Consider the following 17764-nt stretch of genomic DNA (forward strand, 5'->3'; position numbering starts at 1 on the left):
GGACGCCCGCTGCAGGCCGACTGCTAGACGCGCGGCTTTTCGCGCATTTCGAAGGTCTCGATGATGTCGCCTTCCTTGAGGTCGTTGAACGACCCAAGTCCGATGCCACATTCGAATCCTTCGCGGACCTCGGTCGCGTCGTCCTTGAACCGCTTGAGCGAGTCAACGGTGAGGTTCTCGCCGATGACCTTGCCGTCGCGGGTGACGCGCGCCTTGGTGTTGCGGCGGATCGTGCCCGAGCGGACGATGGAGCCGGCGATGTTCCCGAACTTGGACGAACGGAAGATCTCCCGGATTTCGGCCGTGCCCAGCTGTGCCTCTTCGTACTCCGGCTTCAGCATGCCCTTCAGCGCGAGTTCGATGTCATCGATCGCCGCGTAGATGACCGAGTAGAAGCGCATGTCCACGCCCTCGCGGTCGGCCAGTTCGGCCACCCGCTCGGCCGGCTTGACGTTGAAGCCGATGATGATGGCATTGTCCACGGTGGCCAGGTTGACGTCGTTCTGCGTGATGGCACCGACACCGCGGTGGATAACGCGCAGCTGGACATCCTCGCCCACATCGATCTTGAGCAGCGAGTCTTCCAGCGCCTCCACGGCACCGGACACATCGCCCTTGAGGATGAGGTTGAGGGTGTCGACCTTGCCCTCGGCCACGGCCTTGTCGAAGTCCTCGAGGCTGATGCGCTTGCGGCGCTTGGCCAGGGCTGCGTTGCGGTCCGCGGCTTCACGCTTCTCGGCGATCTGGCGGGCGGTGCGCTCGTCGTCGGTCACCAGGAAGGTGTCGCCGGCGCGCGGGACGGTGGACAGACCCAGCACCTGGACCGGACGCGACGGTTCGGCCTCGGTGACGGATGCGCCGTCTTCATCGAACATGGCACGGACGCGGCCGTGCGCGCTGCCGGTGACGATGGCGTCGCCCACCCGCAGCGTTCCGGACTGGACCAGCACGGTCGCCACTGCGCCGCGGCCCTTGTCCAGGTTCGCCTCGATCGCGATGCCGCGGGCGTCCTTGTTCGGGTTGGCCCGCAGGTCCAGGGCGGCGTCGGCGGTCAGCAGCACGGCCGAGAGGAGATCCTCGATGTGCAGGCCCTCGCGTGCCGAGACGTCCACGAACATGGTGTCGCCGCCGTATTCCTCCGGGACGAGGCCGTACTCGGTCAGCTGGCCGCGGATCTTCTCCGGGTTGGCGCCTTCCTTGTCGATCTTGTTCACGGCGACGACGATGGGCACGCCGGCAGCCTGCGCGTGGTTCAGCGCTTCCACGGTCTGCGGCATGACGCCGTCGTCCGCGGCCACCACCAGGATGGCGATGTCGGTGACCTTCGCGCCACGGGCACGCATGGCGGTGAACGCCTCGTGGCCCGGGGTGTCAATGAAGGTGATCTTCCGGTCCCGGTCATCGTGCTGGAAGTCGATCTGGTAGGCACCGATGTGCTGGGTAATGCCGCCGTGTTCGCCTTCGCCCACCCGGGTGTTGCGGATGGCGTCCAACAGGCGGGTCTTACCGTGGTCCACGTGACCCATGACCGTCACGACGGCGGGGCGCCGCTCGAGGTCGGCTTCGCCCTCTGCCTCGAGTTCGGCGTCGAGGTCGATGTCGAACGAGTCAAGCAGTTCGCGCTCTTCGTCCTCCGGGGAGACAACCTGGATCTTGTAACCCAGTTCAACACCGAGCAGCTCGAAGGTGTCCTCGTCCAGCGACTGCGTGGCGGTGGCCATCTCGCCGAGGTGGAACAGCACGGTCACCAGCGCTGCCGGATTCGCCTCGATCTTGTCGGCGAAGTCGGTGATGGAGGAGCCGCGGCGCAGCCGGACAACGGTGCTGCCGTCGCCGCGGGGTACCGAGACGCCGCCCAGCGACGGTGCGCTCATCTGCTCCAGTTCCTGGCGCTTGGCGCGCTTGGACTTGCGCTGCTTGCCGCGGCCGGCGCCTCCCTTGCCGAAGGCACCCTGGGTACCGCCGCGTCCGCGGCCGCCCTTGCCGAAACCGCCGCCGGCCGGTGCCGGTCCGCCGGCTCCGGGGCGGGCCGGAGCGCCCGGACGTCCGGGAGCGCCGCCGCCGCGGCCGGCCGGAGCCGGGCGCTCGGTGCGGTTGGGCATCATGCCCGGCGTAGGACGGGCACCGCCCGGACGCGGTGCGCCGGGACGAGGTGCGCCCGGCCGCGCGGGAGCACCCGGACGCGGTGCAGCGCCGGGACGCGGTGCGGCAGGACGGGGACCGCCCTGGCCGGCTGCCGGAGGACGCGGGCCGCCCGGACGGGGCATGCCCTGCGAGGTTGCAAAGGGGTTGTTGCCCGGACGCGGAGCACGCTCGGCGTCACGGTCGCCGCGGCCGCGGGGCATGCCCTGGGACGTGGCGAAGGGGTTGTTGCCGGGGCGCGGGCCACCGGGGCGCGGGGCACCGGGGCGGGCCGGGGCGGGACCGCCGGGGCGCGGGGCTGCCGATCCCGGCTTGGCAGCCGGTGCTTCTGCGCGCTGCGGCGCCGCTTCCGCTGCCGGAGCTGCCGGAGCGGCAGGAGCCGGTGCCGGTGCTGCCGGGGCGGCAGGCGACGGCTTGGTGGCCTCCGCGGCCGGAGCCGGGGCGGCCGGGGCGCTGGGAGCGGGCTTCGCTCCCGGCTTGGGCGCTGCTGCCTTGGGTGCTGTCTTGGGGGCCGCCTGGTCGCCCTTCGGGGCGGCGGCGGGGAACGCGTCGCGAAGCTTCTTCACGACGGGTGCCTCAATGGTCGATGACGCTGAGCGGACGAATTCGCCCAGCTCCTGCAGTTTGGATACTGCATCTTTCGAGGTAATACCGAGCTCTTTTGCGAGCTCGTGTACGCGGACCTTGGCCACATTTCTCCTGTCTCGGTCCGCACGAGGCAGGTCTGCCGGGCACGAACCGTCTAATTCTTGCTGCGGCTTTCAGCAGAATGGGCTGAAAGGCCGCGGGCGGAGCACAATGAAGTACTCATCACTTGGCACTCATCGGGTTTCCATCAGTTTTCTGACCCGCTTTCAGGTTGGACGGTTGGGGTGACGGGGCCGGCCGCGGTGGCCGCCTCGTCGTCAGCACGGAACTGGTCTGCAACAGTGCTGCTGTCAACAGTGGCCCGGAAGGCCCTGCCGAAGGCATGCCGTTTCAAAGCCAGTTCCATGCAATCCGGTCCGCGGTGCATCCAGGCACCGCGTCCAGGCCTGCGGCGACCCGGATCGACGACGACGGTGGGAACACCGTCGACTTCTTCGACTGCCAGCCGCAGCAGAACGGCCTGGTCTTCCCGGCGCCGGCAGCCTATGCAGGTCCGCTGGGGCGGCGTGGCCGCCTGGGCGTGCGCCTGCAAGGGCTTTTGACTGTCGGGAAACCCGGCCATGGATATTCTACCGCTTCCAGTGCCCGGCCAACGAACCGGGCGTGTTGCAGGCCCGAAACCGGGCGTGGTTTTTGCTTCTTGTGCGCTATTTAGCCATGGCTGCGTCGGACACGATATCGATCCGCCAGCCCGTCAGTTTTGCCGCAAGCCGGGCGTTTTGCCCTTCCTTGCCGATCGCCAGCGACAGCTGGTAATCCGGCACCACGACCCTGGCGGAACGCGTCTCCGGGTCGGTGATGGTCACGGAGCTGACCCGCGACGGCGAGAGCGCGCTGGCGATGAACGTCGCCGGATCCTCGCTGAAGTCGACGATGTCGATCTTTTCGTCGTGCAGCTCGGTCATGACGGCCCGCACGCGGGAACCCATCTCGCCGATGCAGGCACCCTTGGCATTGAGTCCCGGCACGTTGGCCTTGACGGCGATCTTCGTCCGGTGGCCGGCCTCCCGCGCCAGGGCAACAATCTCCACGCTCTTGTCCGCGATCTCGGGTACTTCCAGTTCGAAGAGCTTGCGCACCAGGCCGGGATGGGAACGGGACAGGGTGATCGAGGGGCCCTTCATGCCGCGGTGGACGTCCACCACATAGGCGCGCAGGCGCGTGCCGTGCACGTAGCTCTCCCCCGGGACCTGTTCGGGCGGCGGCAGCAGCGCCTCCACCGTGCCAAGGTCCACCTGGACCATGTGGGGGTTGTGCCCCTGCTGGATCAGGCCGGACACCAGCTCCCCCTCCTTGCCGCGGAAGGCGCCCAAGACGTTGTCGTCCTCGGCGTCGCGCAGCCGTTGAAGGATGATCTGGCGTGCCGTGCTGGCCGCGATCCGGCCGAACCCGCTGGGCGTGTCGTCAAACTCGCCGATCACCGTACCGTCGTCGTCCACCTCGGCCGCCCAGATGGTGACGTGGCCGCTCTTGCGGTCCAGTTCGGCCCGGGCCTGGTCGATGGAACCGGGGGACTTGTGATAGGCCACCAGCAGGGCCTGCTCGATCGTGGGGATCAGCAGGTCCAGCGGAATTTCGCGTTCGCGCTCCAGCAGCCGCAGGGCGCTCATATCGATATCCATCTCAGGCCTCCTCCTCGTTCTCCAGCTCGCCGTCGGCGGCGGCAATCGTGTCGTCGTCTACCGGGGCGAACTCCACTTCGACCTTGCCGGAGCGGATGTTCGTAAAGTCCAGGTGGACCGGTTCGCCGGGACGGGGCTTCATGCCCTTCTTCGGCGCTTCTTCCGGCCGCACGGTCACGCCGGTCTCGCCGACCTCCAGCAGGCGGCCGGCAACGTCGTCGCCGGCGACCAGCTTGACCTTGACCAGCCGGCCCACGTTCCGGCGCCAGTGGCGCAGCTGGGTGAGCGGCCGGCTGAGCCCCGGCGAGGATACCTCCAGGCTGTAGGCGCGGCCGTCGTCGCGCGGATCCTCATCCAGCGTCTTGGAGAGGGCCTGCGACACCTCGGCGATCGCATCGAGCCCTACGCCGCCGGTCTGGTCCTCGGGCAGGTCCACGACGACGTGGACGATGCGCTGTGATCCGGCGTGGCGGATTTCCACATCCTCGAGGAACAACTCGTGCGCGGCCACGGACGGTTCCAGCAGCTCTTTCAGGCGTGCGGCCTCCGCGGACGTGTCGGTACCGGATGTCCCTCCGGTAGTGGGCACGCCGCTGTGATCGCGCCGCTGGGCCATACTGCCTCCCTGTTTCGGTAAGTCTCGCTTCTAGACTAGCGACTTTACCGTCACCGGTGGCCTCCCCGCGGCCAGTTCCCGGCCTACGCCGGTGCAGCGGACGCCGAAGCCGTGACATCATCTTCAGTTGTGGGATCTACTTCAAGGCGCCGCGGCGGCAACCAGGCCGCGCCATCCCGGGCGTGGCGCCGGGCGCCGCTGCTGTTGCTCACCGCGGCGATCGTGGTCAGCACCGGCACCGTGGTGGCGAGCATCACCGAGCCCGCCCCGCCCCCCAGCACCACCGAGCAAGCCCGCCTCGACGCCCTGGACGGCCTGGAGAACCTGGCCTCGGCCTTCGAGGAACACGACGACGACGGCGACTCCCCCACCGCCGAATTGCTCCGGACCCAGGCGGACCTGCTGAGGCTGACCACGTCGTGGCCGTCCGGGTCCCCTGCCGCGCCAGATACCGCGGCCCCGTCTTCCCCCGCCGGCTTGGCCGGCAGCCCGGCCCCGGCCGCAAGGCCACCCGGCCCCGGGGAGCTGGCCGGGCTCGCCGGCGACCTGCTGGCCGACGCCCAGGAGACGGACCCGGGGCTGGCCCGGCTGCTGGCCTCGATCGGCTCCGCGGTGTTCGCCCAGGCGCAGGTTTTGGCCGGCGGTTCGGAAGTGGCTGCGCCGTGGGAAGCCCCGGAGATACCGCCCGCCTCCCCCGGCTGCGCCGCCCCTTCCGCTCCGGCCGGGGACGTGACACGGCCGACGACGCCCGGCGCGCCGACGACGGAGGAGGCCTTGGCCGCCGTCGTCCGCAGCCACGAGCGCCTGGCCTACGCCTATGAAACGGTGCTGCCGCGCCTCGCGGGCGCCGAACGCGCGGTCGCCGCCGAGCGCCTCGCGGCGCATGCCGGCGCCGCCGGGGACTGGCGGGCGGTGGCGGCGGCCGAATGCCTGGCCCTGCCGCTGCCGGAGCCGGCGTATGCCCTGGGCAGCGACTTCGCGGCCGATCCGCTGCCGGCGCTGCAGGGCGCCGAGGAGGCTTCCCTCCGGCCGCTGGCCGACCTGGTCGCGCTCAGCAGCGGGAGGGTGCGGGAGCACGCGGTGTCCGGCCTCGCCACCGCCACGGCGGACCTGGCGGCCTCGACCGGCGTCGTGCCGCCCGCCCCGGGACTGGACGACGAACTGCTGGCCGCGCCCGCCACCGGCTCGTGACGAGGGGGCAGCTGGCCGCCCCTCTGGTCCGGATCAGCGGCCCAGCACGTTCTCCTGCAACACGTCGTAGCCAAGCTTGAGGATCAGGGCCGCGACCACGGCCAGGAAGACCACACGGATGAACTTGCTGCCCTGTGAGACGGCCATCCGTGCACCGACGTAACCGCCGGCCATGTTGGCGACGCCGAGCACCAGTCCGAGCCCCCACAGCAGCGCCCCGCTGGGCAGGAAAAAGGCCAGGGCGCCCAGGTTGGTGGCCATGTTCACGATCTTGGCCTTCGCGCTGGCGGCCAGGAAGTTGTAGCCGAGCAGCGCCACCATCGCGATGATCAGGAACGAGCCGGTGCCGGGACCGATCAGGCCATCGTAGAAGCCAATGACCAGCCCGATTCCGGCAGCCGCGCCGAGGTGCCGGGCGCCCTTGTACCGCAGCCGGGTCAACGATCCCGCCGTCGGACGCAGCGCGGTAAAGACGGCCACCGCGATCAGGGCGACGACGATGATCGGCTTAAACACCTCGGCGGGCAGCACGGTGGCCACGATCGCCCCGCCGAAGCTTCCCGCCAGCGCGACGCCGGCCATCGGCAGCGCGGTTTTCAGGTCCGGGTGCGCCCTGCGGTAATAGGTGACTGCGCTGGTGGTGGTGCCGAAGATGGAGCCCATCTTGTTGGTGGCCAGTGCCTGCACCGGGCTGATGCCGGGGACCAGCAGCAGCACGGGCAACTGGAGCAGGCCGCCGCCGCCCACCACGGCGTCCACCCAGCCGGCGGCAAAGCCACCCACGACCACGAGGGCGAGGGTGGCCAACTGCAGTTCCTCGAGTCCGGAGCTCACCTCCCGGCCAGGGCCGCCAACTGCCCGGCGGCCTCGGCCAGCGGCACGTTTTCGGCCTGCCCGGTGGCCCTGTCCTTGACTTCGACCACGCCGTCGGCCAGGCCGCGGCCGACCACCACGATGGTGGGCACCCCGATGAGTTCGGCATCGGAGAACTTCACGCCCGGAGAGACCTTGGGCCGGTCGTCGTAGATGACATCGACGCCGGCGGCGGACAGTTCCTCGGCCAGCCTGTTGGCTGCCTCAAAAATTTCCGTGCCCTTCCCTGTGGCGACGATATGGACGTCGGCCGGGGCCACGTTGCGCGGCCAGGCCAGGCCCTTGTCGTCGTGATAGGCCTCGGCGAGTGCGGCCACCGCACGCGTGACGCCCACGCCGTAGGAGCCCATGGTCACCGTGGCTAGCTTGCCGTTGCGGTCCAGCACCTGCAGGCCCAGGGCCTCGGCGTATTTGCGGCCCAGCTGGAAGATGTGGCCCATTTCGATGCCGCGGGCCGCCTCCAGCGGACCGGAGCCGTCCGGCGCGGGGTCCCCTTCGCGGACCTCGACCGACTCTACGACGCCGTCCCAGCCGAAGTCGCGTCCGGCGACCAGACCGAACACGTGCTTGCCGTCCTCGTTCGCGCCGGTGATCCAGCGCGTGCCGGGCACCACCCGGGGATCCACGAGGTAGAGCAGGCCCGTGGCCGACTCGGTCCCGAGGACCGCCGCGTCCAGGCTCTCGCCGGGACCGATGTAGCCCCTGACCAAGCCCGGATGCTTCTTCAGGTCTTCCTCGGTGGCCGCCTCGACCTCGACTTCGCCGCCCACCGGGAGGAAGGCACCGATGTTCGCCTCGACGCGCTTGAGGTCGACGGCGCGGTCGCCCGGTACGCCAATGACCACCAGGCTCCGCTCGCCGGTGGGCAGCTTGATGGCCAGGACGACGTTCTTCAACGTGTCCGCGGCGGTCCATTCCCCGTCCGCGCGCGGTGCCAGCTGGTTGGCCGCGGCCACCAGGGTGTCGATCGTGGGGGTGTCCGGGGTGTCCTTGACTTCGGCGGCCGGGGCGTCGGCGTAGTCCACCGGCTCCGGCGCCACGGTGGTGACGGCCTCCACGTTGGCGGCGTAGCCGCCGGGCGAACGCACGAAGGTGTCCTCGCCGATCTCGGTGGGATGCAGGAACTCCTCGCTCTTCGACCCGCCCATGGCGCCGGACGTGGCCTTGACAGTCACCACTTCCAGGCCCAGGCGCTTGAAGATCCGCAGGTAGGCGCGCCGGTGCGCGTCATAGCTGACGTCCAGGCCCTCGTCGTCGACGTCGAAGGAGTAGGAGTCCTTCATGATGAATTCGCGGCCGCGCAGCAGCCCGGCGCGCGGGCGGGCCTCGTCGCGGTACTTGTTCTGGATTTGGTACAGCGTCACCGGCAGGTCCTTGTACGAGGAGTACAAATCCTTGACCAGCAGGGTGAACATTTCCTCGTGCGTGGGGGCCAACAGGTAGTCGGCACCCTTGCGGTCCTGCAGGCGAAACAACCCGTCGCCGTACTCGGTCCAGCGATTGGTCGCCTCGTAGGGTTCGCGCGGCAGCAGCGCCGGGAAATGGACTTCCTGGGCGCCGATGGCGTTCATCTCCTCGCGGACCACGGCCTCCACCTTGGCCAGCACCTTCAGGCCCAGCGGCAGCCAGGAGTAGATGCCGGGGGCGGCGCGGCGGATGTAGCCGGCGCGCACCAGCAGCTTGTGGCTGGCAACTTCGGCGTCGACCGGGTCATCGCGCAGGGTGCGCAGGAACATGCTGGACAGGCGAAGAACCACTGCAGGAATCCGTTTCTCAAGGGTTGGGCCGGCAGCGGCCCGCGAAATTCAACTGCCTTCTAATCTACTGGCTCCGCGCGCATGCCAGCGACAGCCCGCGGGGGCGGGACGGCAGCGCCCGCCAGAGCGTCTGGACGCACCCTTGCGTCGGGTCTAGGTTGATGTCACCGGACCAGTAAATGAGGGAGGCGGAGACGATGCCGCACCCGGCGGCGCCCGTGGCGCCGGCCGTAGCCGTCGCAGGGCTCACGGTGGTCCGTGCCCGTAAGCCCGTCCTGTCCGACGTCAGCTGCGAAATCTCCGCCGGAACCATCACCGGCCTGCTGGGGCCTTCGGGCAGCGGCAAGACCACGCTGATGCGGGCCATCGTCGGGGTGCAGAAGACGGCCGGCGGGACGGTCACCGTCCTGGGACTGCCCGCGGGACACCGCGAGCTCAGGCACCGGATCGGCTACGTCACCCAGGACCCGAGCGTGTATCCCGATCTTTCGGTCCGCGAAAACGTCCGATACTTCGCCGCACTGCACGGCCGGTCCGCGTCCGACGTGGACGAAGCCCTGGATTCCGTGGGACTTGCCGGGGTGGCGGGGCGCAAGACCGCGGACCTCTCCGGCGGCCAGTCCAGCCGGGTGTCGCTGGCATGCGCCTTGGTGGGCAGGCCCGACCTGCTGGTGCTCGACGAACCGACCGTCGGCCTCGATCCCGTCCTGCGCGTGGAGCTCTGGGATCATTTCGCGGCCCTTGCTGCGGCGGGCACCACCCTGCTGGTTTCGAGCCACGTCATGGAAGAGGCCTCTCACTGCGATGATCTGTTGCTGCTGCGCGACGGCTCCCTCCTGGCCCAGCTCACGCCGGCGGAGCTGGCCGAGCGCGGCGGCACGGTGGACCTGGAAAAGGCTTTCCTCCACATGATCCGGAGCCGGGAGGCGGCGGCATGAACGCATCGATGACGCTGGCCACCGCGCGGCGGGTGCTGGCCCAGCTGCGCCACGATCCGCGCAGCATCGCGCTGATCGTCGTGGTTCCCGGCATCCTGCTCGGCGTGGTCTACCTGTTGTTCGACAATGAGGCGCTGCCGCCCGGTGCGCCGCGCACCTTCGACCGGGTGGGCCCGATGATGCTGGCGATCTTCCCGTTTGTCGTCATGTTCCTGATCACCTCCATCACCATGCTCCGCGAACGGACCACCGGCACCCTGGAACGCGTCCTGTCGACGCCGATTAACAAGGCCGACCTCCTCTTCGGCTATGCCCTGGCGTTCGGGCTGATGGCCGCCCTCCAGGCCACGGTGACGACGGCGGTGGCCTACCTGGTTTTCGGTCTCGACATCGAAGGCAACGGGGCGCTGGTGGTGATGGTCGCCGTCGTCAACGCGGTTCTGGGAGTGGCGCTGGGACTCTTTTGTTCGGCCTTCGCCCGTACGGAGTTCCAAGCGGTGCAGTTCATGCCGGTAGTGGTGGTCCCGCAGATCCTGCTCTGCGGCCTGTTTGTGCCCAGGGAGCAGCTGTCCGACTGGCTGGAGGCCGTAGCGAACGCCATGCCGTTGACCTACACCGTGGATGCGCTGCAGCAGATCGCGGCCCACGCCGAAGCCACCGGGGACCTGTGGTTCGACGTGGCGGTTGCGGCCGGCTGCGTCATCGTGGGACTGCTGCTCGCGTCACTGACGCTGCGCCGGCGGAGCGCGTGAAGGGTGGACACGGCATGCTTTCGGGCACCTCCCCCGCCTAAAACAAGACGGTGGCGAAGGTGCCGACCTGCCGGAAGCCGACCGCGGCGTAGGCGGCCATGGCCCGGTGGTTGTAATCGTTGACGTAGAGGCTGGCGACCGGCGCGTACTTGCGGGACAACTCGACGACGGCGGCCATGCAGCCGGCTGCCAGCCCGCGGCCGCGGTAGGCGGGGTTCACCCAGACGCCCTGGATCTGCACCGCGTCGGCGCTCACGTTGCCCAGTTCTGCCTTGAAGACGACCTGCCCCTGGCCGTCCCGGCGGATCAGCGAGTGTCCCTTCCCGATCAGGGTGGCCACGCGCTGCCGGTAGTGCTGGCCGCCGCCGATCAGCGGCGAGTACCCGACTTCCTCCTCGAACATCGCGACGCAGGCGGGCACCAGCACCTCAAAGTCGTCGTCGGTGGAGAACCGTACCTGCGGGTCCGCGGGCACGGCGGGAGTTCCGCGCAGCTCCATCAGGGGCTGGTTGGGCCGGACGTCGAAGGCCCGCGGATGGGCGGTCCGGTACGAAGACCAGATGCCGAGCACCCCCTCGGCCGGCCCGAAGATGGAGGACATGCGCCGCCCGCCGGCGGCCAGGTGGGCGCCCAGCCTGGCGCCCTGTTCGGCATCCAGCCCGGACGGGACCACGTTCACGCCCGCCCAGCAGGCCCCGGTGAGGACGCCGTCGTCGTACATTCCCAGGATGTGGGCACCGGACGGGGTGGGGCCGGCGGTCCCAGCGGTCTCCAGGTGGGCAGCGAGGAAGACGTTGGCCACCGGATCCGCGCGCACCAGCGCCCAAAGTTCCGCGGTATCCGCATCCGCCAGCGGCCGTATTCCGGCATGCTGATCGGCGGGCACGGCCCCGGCCGCACCCGCCGCGTCACGGCTAGCTGACGTTAACCACGGGGCTACCCTTGACAGCATTCTCGCCATCGGAGTCACCCATCTCCTCGGCAATCCTCAATGCTTCTTCGATCAGCGTTTCCACAATCTGGTCTTCGGGGACCGTCTTGATGACCTGGCCCTTCACGAAGATCTGGCCCTTCCCGTTGCCGGAGGCCACACCCAGGTCGGCTTCGCGGGCTTCGCCCGGTCCGTTCACGACGCAGCCCATCACGGCGACGCGCAGCGGCACCTCCATGCCTTCGAGCCCGGCGGTGACTTCGTCGGCCAGCTTGTACACGTCCACCTGGGCTCGCCCGCAGGAGGGACAGGAAACGATTTCCAGTTTGCGTTCCCGCAGGTTGAGCGACTGCAGGATCTGCAGGCCGACCTTGATCTCTTCCACGGGCGGGGCGGACAGGGACACACGGATAGTGTCCCCGATCCCCTTCGAGAGCAGCGCCCCGAAGGCGGTGGCCGACTTGATGGTGCCCTGGAAGGCCGGACCGGCCTCGGTGACACCGAGGTGCAGCGGCCAGTCGCCGCGTTCGGCCAGCAGTTCGTAGGCGCGGACCATGACCACCGGGTCGTTGTGCTTGACCGAGATCTTGAAGTCGTGGAAGTCGTGTTCTTCGAACAGCGACGCCTCCCAGACGGCGGATTCGACCAGCGCCTCCGGGGTCGCCTTGCCGTACTTCTGCATCAGCCGCGGGTCCAGGGAGCCGGCGTTGACGCCGATCCGGATGGAGGTGCCGGCGGCCTTGGCTGCCTCGGCGATCTCCTTGACCTGGTCGTCGAATTTGCGGATGTTGCCCGGATTCACGCGGACGGCGGCGCAGCCGGCGTCGATGGCGGCGAAGACGTACTTGGGCTGGAAGTGGATGTCCGCGATCACCGGAATCTGTGACTTCTTGGCGATGATCGGCAGGGCCTCGGCGTCGTCGGCGCTGGGGCAGGCCACCCGGACAATGTCGCAACCGGAGGCCGTCAGCTCGGCAATCTGCTGCAGCGTCGCGTTGATATCCGTGGTGGGCGTGGTGGTCATCGACTGCACGCTGATGGGCGAGTCCGACCCGACCCCGACGGAGCCGACCTTGATCTGCCGGGTCTTGCGGCGCGGCGCCAGGACTGGCGGTGGTGAAGCTGGCATTCCAAGATTGACCGAGGTCAAAACGTCCTCCATGTGCCGGTAGGCAGTTGCTGATCAGGTTTCATTATCCCCTTCCCGCCGGGCGTTGGCACACGGTGCGGGAGTGGGAAGGATCATGCGTGGTGGGCGAACGCCCCGGTGACGGGCTTCCAGTCGGTGACTTTCAGGCCGGAGACGAAGTTGTTGACGTTGAATGGATCCTGCTTCAGTTCCTCCAGCAGGCTGGCTTCGTCCTCGGCGGTGAAGATCAGCAGCGCGCCGGTGCCGTCGGCGTAGGGGCCGGAGGCCAGCAGGCGGCCCCGGTCCAGGAAGCAGCCCAGCCAGGCGCGGTGGGCGGGACGGTATTCGTCCCGGCCGGGCTCGGAATCGGCGGCGTAGACATATTCGACGGCAAAGACACTCATGGTCTTCACCTTACCCGCCGGTGGATGCGGGCGGACTATTGGCAGGACGAGTGTGGATGGGGCGGGGCTATTGGTGACGCCGGTGGTTGGCCCGGGGCTATTGGTAGGAAACGAACCAGGGAGCCGGCTTCACGCCGGTGTAGGTGCGTTCCGGGCTAAAGGTCGGGGTGTCTTCGTCGTAGAAGTTCTTCCAGCCCATCCAGATGTTCTTCGGCAGGTCCTCCCGGAGGACGCGCCAGGTGTCCAGTTTCTGGCCGGGCCCGCCGTGGCCGTCGGCGTGCAGCACCAGGGCCAGCTCTTCGTGGCCGGTTTCCAGCTCCTGGCGGTCCGAAATCATCTGGTACTGGAACTGGTGCAGGATCAGCACCTTCTGGGGCAGGGAGTTCTTCCGGGTAAGCTTCGCCAGCCAGTCGCTGACCCGGTTGATCTCCGCTGCGGACACCGAGCCGATTTGCTCCATGTGACGCTGCCCCTTGCCCAGCCGCCATTCCGGGTCCAGGGCCAGGCCCACATGCGGTTCCTTCAGCAGGTCCTCGTACATCTTGGCCTGGGTGAGGAAGTCCGATCGTCCCGGCTGCAAATCCAGCACCACGTACACCCCGGCCTCGCCGGCGGCCTCGATCCACGGGCGCAACTCGTCCGGGTCCGTCTCCTCCGAATAGTCGCCGTCCTTTCCGGCCGAGGCGCTGGCAACGGTGGCGATGATCTCGAAGGCCGGGACCACCGGTTCCTTGCTGTGCGGTTGGTACTGCTTAACGAGTTTCTTCACGCGCTTCACCGACGCCTTGGGATCCTGCTCGCCGAGCGCGCCGAGGGCGGGCCCGGAGGGATGCCCGTACAGCGCCACCATCCGGCGGGACGGGAAGGCCATCTGCCCGCCGCCGGGCAGTTCCGGCACGGTCAGCGCTGCCGTGGTCCGGCGCGCGAAGGTGTCGCCGCTGCCGAACTCTTCGCCGACGGCGAGCACGCGGTGCTCGGGTTCTTGGCGCAGGAATTCGATGGTCTCGCTGCCGTGCCGCGGGTCTGCGTGCGGGTCCTGGAAGACCCGGGCGCCTGCCGCCTCCACGACCGCCAGGGTCGCGGGATAGTCCTGCCCGCCGTCCTTGTCCGTCAACACCGAGACGGCCGCGGGCTCCTCCGCACGCTCGGGCGCCTCCATGTCCCCGTCCGGGGGCAGGATTTCCGCGTCCGCCAGCAGCGGGGCCCACGCCTCGATGCTTTGATCCGGGTCGGCGCCGGACACCGTCGATGCGGTCTTCAAGGCCGCGGAGCCGGCAGCGGCCGAGGCGTCCGGCGCGGCGCTCGCGGAGCCGGCCTTGGTCGAATCAGAGGGCCCGGCCCCGGAGTTGGCTTCCGGCGCGGCACTCGGGGAGCCCTCCGGCTCGGCGGGCGGCCGGCCGAAAGCCTTGACCTGGCGGACGCCGAGGCGCTCCAACTCCTCGGCCAGCCCGTCTCCCGCCAACAGCAGCGGCACGCCCATCGGTACCGACTCGGCAGCCGCGGCAGCTATGGCCTCGGCGTCGCCGGGAGGCGCGACGAACGCCACGGGACTGGAGTCAAACAACGCCTGGCTGGCGGCGAGCGATGCTTCGGCGTCGGAGCCGGCAAGCACCTGCGGATCGGCGGCACCAGCCCTCAACTGCACGCGATCCGGGGCAGCCTCTGTTGACGCCGCCGATGATGGCGGATCCTGGGCCTCGCCCGGCGCGGTGCAACCGGCAAGTACAACAGCGGCCGCCAGGACGGCAGCGGCGCCGGTCCTGAGCCGGGGCCTGCGGCCCATCGACTCCGCCCGGGCGGTGCCCCGAAGGCTCGCTGCGGTGCGGGCTGTACGCGGTGCCGTGCTCACGGGTCGTGGCTCCCTTCGCCGGTTCCGGCCAGTCTAACCACGGGGACCGGCAGGGTTCCAACCACAGGCGAGCGCGCCGCGCACAAGGGACTGCCGCGCACACGTGCGTGCACCGCCGTCGTGCCGGATCAGGGGAGGCGACGGTTTCGCCAGGGCGCCGCCATAAACCCCGGGATCAGCCGAAGATATTGACCGGTTTGACGATGTCCGCGTAAATCAGCAGCGCGCCCATGCCCATCATCACAACGGCCACCACGTAGGTCAGCGGGAGCAGTTTGGCGATGTCCACCGGCCCCGGATCGGGGCGGCGGAACAGCTTGGCGAAGCCCCGGCGGATGGCTTCCCAGAGCGCGCCGGCCACGTGCCCTCCGTCGAGCGGCAGCAGCGGGATCAGGTTGAACACGAACAGCGCCAGGTTGACCGAACCGACCAACCCAATCAGCGAGGCCGCCCGCGCCTCGAAGGGAATCTCGTCCATCGCGCTGATCTCGCCGGCAATCCGGCCCACGCCCACCACGCTCATCGGCCCGTTCGGGTCGCGCGGAGCATCGCTGAAGGCGGCCTCGGCCACGTCCGCCACTCGCTGCGGCAGATGGAGCACCACACCGGTGATCGCCTGCAGGTTCTCCCCCACGGCCGGGAGCACGTCGGCGGCCGGCTGCGGTACCAGCGCGGTGGTGGCGCCCATCCCCACGAAGCCCGCCTGCTCCGTCACCGGCTCGCCGTCGCCGTCAAGCAGCGGTTGCCCGGCGTCGTCGAATACCGGGCGTTCGGTGAGGATCGGGGTGATGGTCGTGGTGATTTCCCGGCCGTCGCGCTGGAGGGTGATCGGCGTCTGCTCCCCCGCCGCGTCCCGGATCCAGGCGGTCAACTGGTACCAGTCGGTGACCGGCCTGCCGTCGAAGGCGGTGACGGTGTCCCCGGGCCGGATGCCCGCCGCCGTGGCGGGAGCCTCGGGATCGCTGGGCAGGCAGTCGGTCTGGCCGGTTTCGGCGGCCTGGGACGCCGGGACCACGCATTTATTGACCTGGGCAATGGTGGTGGTGGCCTGGGCGGTGCCGAAGCCGACCAGCACGATGCCGATCAGCACCGTGCCGATGACCAGGTTCACGAACGGACCGCCGAGCATAATGATGATCCGTTTCCAGACCGGCAGTTTGTAGAACATCCGGTTCTCGTCGCCGGGCTGCAGCCGCTCGGCTTCGGCCTGCCGGGCGTCGTTGGCCAGTTGCTGGAACATGCCGGTGCTGGACCGGCGGACCGCGCCGCCGCCGCCTCCGCTGCTGCCGCCGCCGTCGACGCCGCTGCCGCCGTCTCTGCCGTCCTTGGCACTGCCGCCGGCCTTGGCCGGCGGGTACATGCCGATCATCGACACGTAGCCGCCGAGCGGGATGGCCTTCACGCCGTATTCGGTCTCGCCGCGCCGTCGGGAGAAGAGGGTCTTGCCGAAGCCGACCATGTACTGGGTGACCCGCACCTTGAACAGCTTGGCGGGCAGCAGGTGGCCCACCTCGTGCAGGGCGATGGACAGGGCGATGCCGACGGCCACGAAGAGGACGCCGAGAATGAAAAGCAGAATGGTCACAACATAGCCAAACGTTCGTGGGCCCGCGAGCGTGCCCAGTCCTCTGCGGCCAGCACTGCCGCCACGGTCAGTTCACCGGACGGCGCGTGCTCATCCACCACGGCAGCCACCGTTTCCACAATCTCGTCGAAGCGGATCCGCCCGTCGTGGAAGGCGTCCACGGCTTCTTCGTTGGCCGCGTTGTAGACGGCCATGAAGGTCCCGCCGCGGCCGGCCGCCTCCTTGGCCAGCCGCACCGCGCCGAAGACCTCCTCGTCCAAGGGCTCGAAGGTCCAGCTGGTGGCACGGCTCCAGTCACACGGCTGCGCGGCGCCCGGTACCCGCTCCGGCCAGCCCATGCCGAGGGCGATCGGCAGGCGCATGTCCGGCGGCGACGCCTGCGCGATGGTTGATCCGTCGGCGAACTGCACCATCGAGTGCACCACCGACTGCGGGTGCACCACCACGTCGATCCGCTCCAGCGGGACGTCGAAGAGCAGGTGGGCTTCGATGACTTCCAGCGCCTTGTTCACCATCGTCGCCGAGTTGGTGGTGACCATCCGGCCCATGTCCCAAGTGGGGTGGGCCAGCGCCTGCGCCGGAGTGACGTCGCGCAGCTGTTCCTTACTGAAGCCGCGGAACGGCCCGCCGGATGCGGTGACGATCAGCCGGTCCACCTCGGCGGCCGTGCCCGACCGGAGCGCCTGGGCCAGCGCCGAGTGTTCCGAATCCACCGGCACGATCTGCCCGGGCCGCGCGGCCTGCTTGACCAGGGGCCCGCCGGCAATCAGGGACTCCTTGTTGGCCAGTGCCAGCAAGTGGCCCGCACCGAGCGCGGCCAGCGTGGGGGCCAGGCCGATGGACCCGGTAATGCCGTTAAGCACGACGTCGGCGTCCGGCCATGCGGCGATCCGCGCCGCGGCGTCGGGGCCGGCAAAGAGCTCCGGCGAGTAGCCGGACACGCCGGCGTCCGCCGCGGCGGCCTTGATGGCCGTGGCCAGTTCATCCACCGTTCCGGCGGCGGTTCCGACGGCCTGGGCCCGGGTGTGGACCGCCTGCCGGGCGGCCAGTTCCACGTTGCCGCCGGCTGCGAGCGCCGTGACCTCGAAGCGTTCCGGGGCCGCGTCCACGACGTCGATCCCCTGCGTGCCGATCGAACCCGTGGAACCCAGCAGCACTACCTTGCGTCGGGCGGGAAGCGGGGCGGCGCGGGGCGGATCTCGGAACTCCATGCGCTCAATTATCCAGCACGGGCGGTCCGCCCGCCGAGCGCCAGCTGTGGGGCGTCCAAGTTACCCCTTGGCTTCGAGATCACCGGTTGTACGGGGTGATCTCGAAGCCATCCCCT

General features: G+C 69.4%; 15 protein-coding genes. 3 read left to right on the top strand and 12 right to left on the bottom strand.

The features are described from left to right. Positions 1-23: 23 nt before the first annotated feature. From infB to rimP, 4 genes are all read right to left on the bottom strand, one after another. The gene (infB, locus tag AC5RVV_RS16220) at positions 24-2834 is read right to left on the bottom strand and encodes a translation initiation factor IF-2 (RefSeq protein ID WP_494002426.1); all 2811 of its coding nucleotides are present in this window, start codon (positions 2832-2834) and stop codon (positions 24-26) included. A gap of 143 nt (positions 2835-2977) precedes the next feature. Then, entirely contained in the window at positions 2978-3352 is a 375-nt protein-coding gene (locus AC5RVV_RS16225) for a YlxR family protein (protein WP_494002427.1), read from the bottom strand. Between the two features lie 85 nt (positions 3353-3437). Then, complete coding sequence (gene nusA, locus AC5RVV_RS16230; RefSeq protein ID WP_494002428.1) at positions 3438-4412, bottom strand: transcription termination factor NusA; 975 nt, start codon at positions 4410-4412, stop codon at positions 3438-3440. A 1-nt stretch (position 4413) separates the two neighbouring features. Next, positions 4414-5028, bottom strand: coding sequence for a ribosome maturation factor RimP (gene rimP / locus AC5RVV_RS16235; protein WP_494002429.1), 615 nt, complete (start codon positions 5026-5028; stop codon positions 4414-4416). A gap of 129 nt (positions 5029-5157) precedes the next feature. On the opposite strand from rimP, the gene AC5RVV_RS16240 reads away from it, so the two are divergent. Continuing rightward, a complete protein-coding gene (locus AC5RVV_RS16240) occupies positions 5158-6219 on the top strand; it encodes a DUF4439 domain-containing protein (RefSeq protein WP_494002430.1) in 1062 nt (353 codons plus the stop codon). Positions 6220-6252: 33 nt separating this feature from the next. On the opposite strand, the gene AC5RVV_RS16245 is transcribed toward AC5RVV_RS16240, so the two are convergent. Together AC5RVV_RS16245 and AC5RVV_RS16250 are read right to left on the bottom strand one after the other, a co-directional pair. Then, positions 6253-7053 (bottom strand): sulfite exporter TauE/SafE family protein, encoded by an 801-nt coding sequence (locus tag AC5RVV_RS16245; protein WP_494002431.1) that lies wholly within the window; start codon positions 7051-7053, stop codon positions 6253-6255. Then, the gene (locus AC5RVV_RS16250) at positions 7050-8849 is read right to left on the bottom strand and encodes a proline--tRNA ligase (protein ID WP_494002432.1); all 1800 of its coding nucleotides are present in this window, start codon (positions 8847-8849) and stop codon (positions 7050-7052) included. Before AC5RVV_RS16250 ends, AC5RVV_RS16245 begins: the two co-directional genes overlap by 4 nt. Before the next feature lie 179 nt (positions 8850-9028). On the opposite strand from AC5RVV_RS16250, the gene AC5RVV_RS16255 reads away from it, so the two are divergent. Both AC5RVV_RS16255 and AC5RVV_RS16260 read left to right on the top strand, forming a co-directional pair. Further along, positions 9029-9787, top strand: coding sequence for an ABC transporter ATP-binding protein (locus AC5RVV_RS16255; protein ID WP_494002433.1), 759 nt, complete (start codon positions 9029-9031; stop codon positions 9785-9787). Next, the gene (locus AC5RVV_RS16260; protein ID WP_494002434.1) at positions 9784-10539 is read left to right on the top strand and encodes an ABC transporter permease; all 756 of its coding nucleotides are present in this window, start codon (positions 9784-9786) and stop codon (positions 10537-10539) included. The genes AC5RVV_RS16255 and AC5RVV_RS16260 overlap by 4 nt, the downstream gene beginning before the upstream one ends. A gap of 37 nt (positions 10540-10576) precedes the next feature. Here AC5RVV_RS16260 and AC5RVV_RS16265 read toward each other — a convergent pair whose 3' ends face one another. From AC5RVV_RS16265 to dxr, 6 genes are all read right to left on the bottom strand, one after another. Beyond that, on the bottom strand, positions 10577-11425 hold the full coding sequence (locus tag AC5RVV_RS16265; RefSeq protein WP_494002435.1) for a GNAT family N-acetyltransferase: 849 nt from the start codon (positions 11423-11425) through the stop codon (positions 10577-10579). A gap of 28 nt (positions 11426-11453) precedes the next feature. After that, positions 11454-12620 carry a flavodoxin-dependent (E)-4-hydroxy-3-methylbut-2-enyl-diphosphate synthase gene (gene ispG / locus AC5RVV_RS16270; RefSeq protein WP_494002538.1) on the bottom strand — a complete coding sequence of 389 codons (1167 nt, stop codon included), beginning with the start codon at positions 12618-12620 and terminating at the stop codon, positions 11454-11456. A gap of 92 nt (positions 12621-12712) precedes the next feature. Next, positions 12713-13003 carry a YciI family protein gene (locus AC5RVV_RS16275; RefSeq protein WP_494002436.1) on the bottom strand — a complete coding sequence of 97 codons (291 nt, stop codon included), beginning with the start codon at positions 13001-13003 and terminating at the stop codon, positions 12713-12715. A gap of 97 nt (positions 13004-13100) precedes the next feature. Further along, complete coding sequence (locus tag AC5RVV_RS16280; protein ID WP_494002437.1) at positions 13101-14852, bottom strand: hypothetical protein; 1752 nt, start codon at positions 14850-14852, stop codon at positions 13101-13103. Positions 14853-15027: 175 nt separating this feature from the next. Then, positions 15028-16437 carry a M50 family metallopeptidase gene (locus AC5RVV_RS16285; RefSeq protein WP_494002438.1) on the bottom strand — a complete coding sequence of 470 codons (1410 nt, stop codon included), beginning with the start codon at positions 16435-16437 and terminating at the stop codon, positions 15028-15030. Then, the gene (dxr, locus tag AC5RVV_RS16290; protein ID WP_494002439.1) at positions 16434-17648 is read right to left on the bottom strand and encodes a 1-deoxy-D-xylulose-5-phosphate reductoisomerase; all 1215 of its coding nucleotides are present in this window, start codon (positions 17646-17648) and stop codon (positions 16434-16436) included. The genes AC5RVV_RS16285 and dxr overlap by 4 nt, the downstream gene beginning before the upstream one ends. Positions 17649-17764: the final 116 nt, after the last annotated feature.

The sequence above is a fragment of the Arthrobacter sp. MDT2-34-1 genome, assembly GCF_059091365.1.

Bases quoted from the DNA above. Each gene is read 5' to 3' on its own strand.
- AC5RVV_RS16225 (WP_494002427.1), bottom strand. From the start codon at position 3,352: ATGGCCGGGTTTCCCGACAGTCAAAAGCCCTTGCAGGCGCACGCCCAG.
- nusA (WP_494002428.1), bottom strand. From the start codon at position 4,412: ATGGATATCGATATGAGCGCCCTGCGGCTGCTGGAGCGCGAACGCGAA.
- rimP (WP_494002429.1), bottom strand. From the start codon at position 5,028: ATGGCCCAGCGGCGCGATCACAGCGGCGTGCCCACTACCGGAGGGACA.
- AC5RVV_RS16255 (WP_494002433.1), top strand. From the start codon at position 9,029: ATGAGGGAGGCGGAGACGATGCCGCACCCGGCGGCGCCCGTGGCGCCG.
- AC5RVV_RS16260 (WP_494002434.1), top strand. From the start codon at position 9,784: ATGAACGCATCGATGACGCTGGCCACCGCGCGGCGGGTGCTGGCCCAG.
- AC5RVV_RS16275 (WP_494002436.1), bottom strand. From the start codon at position 13,003: ATGAGTGTCTTTGCCGTCGAATATGTCTACGCCGCCGATTCCGAGCCC.
- dxr (WP_494002439.1), bottom strand. From the start codon at position 17,648: ATGGAGTTCCGAGATCCGCCCCGCGCCGCCCCGCTTCCCGCCCGACGC.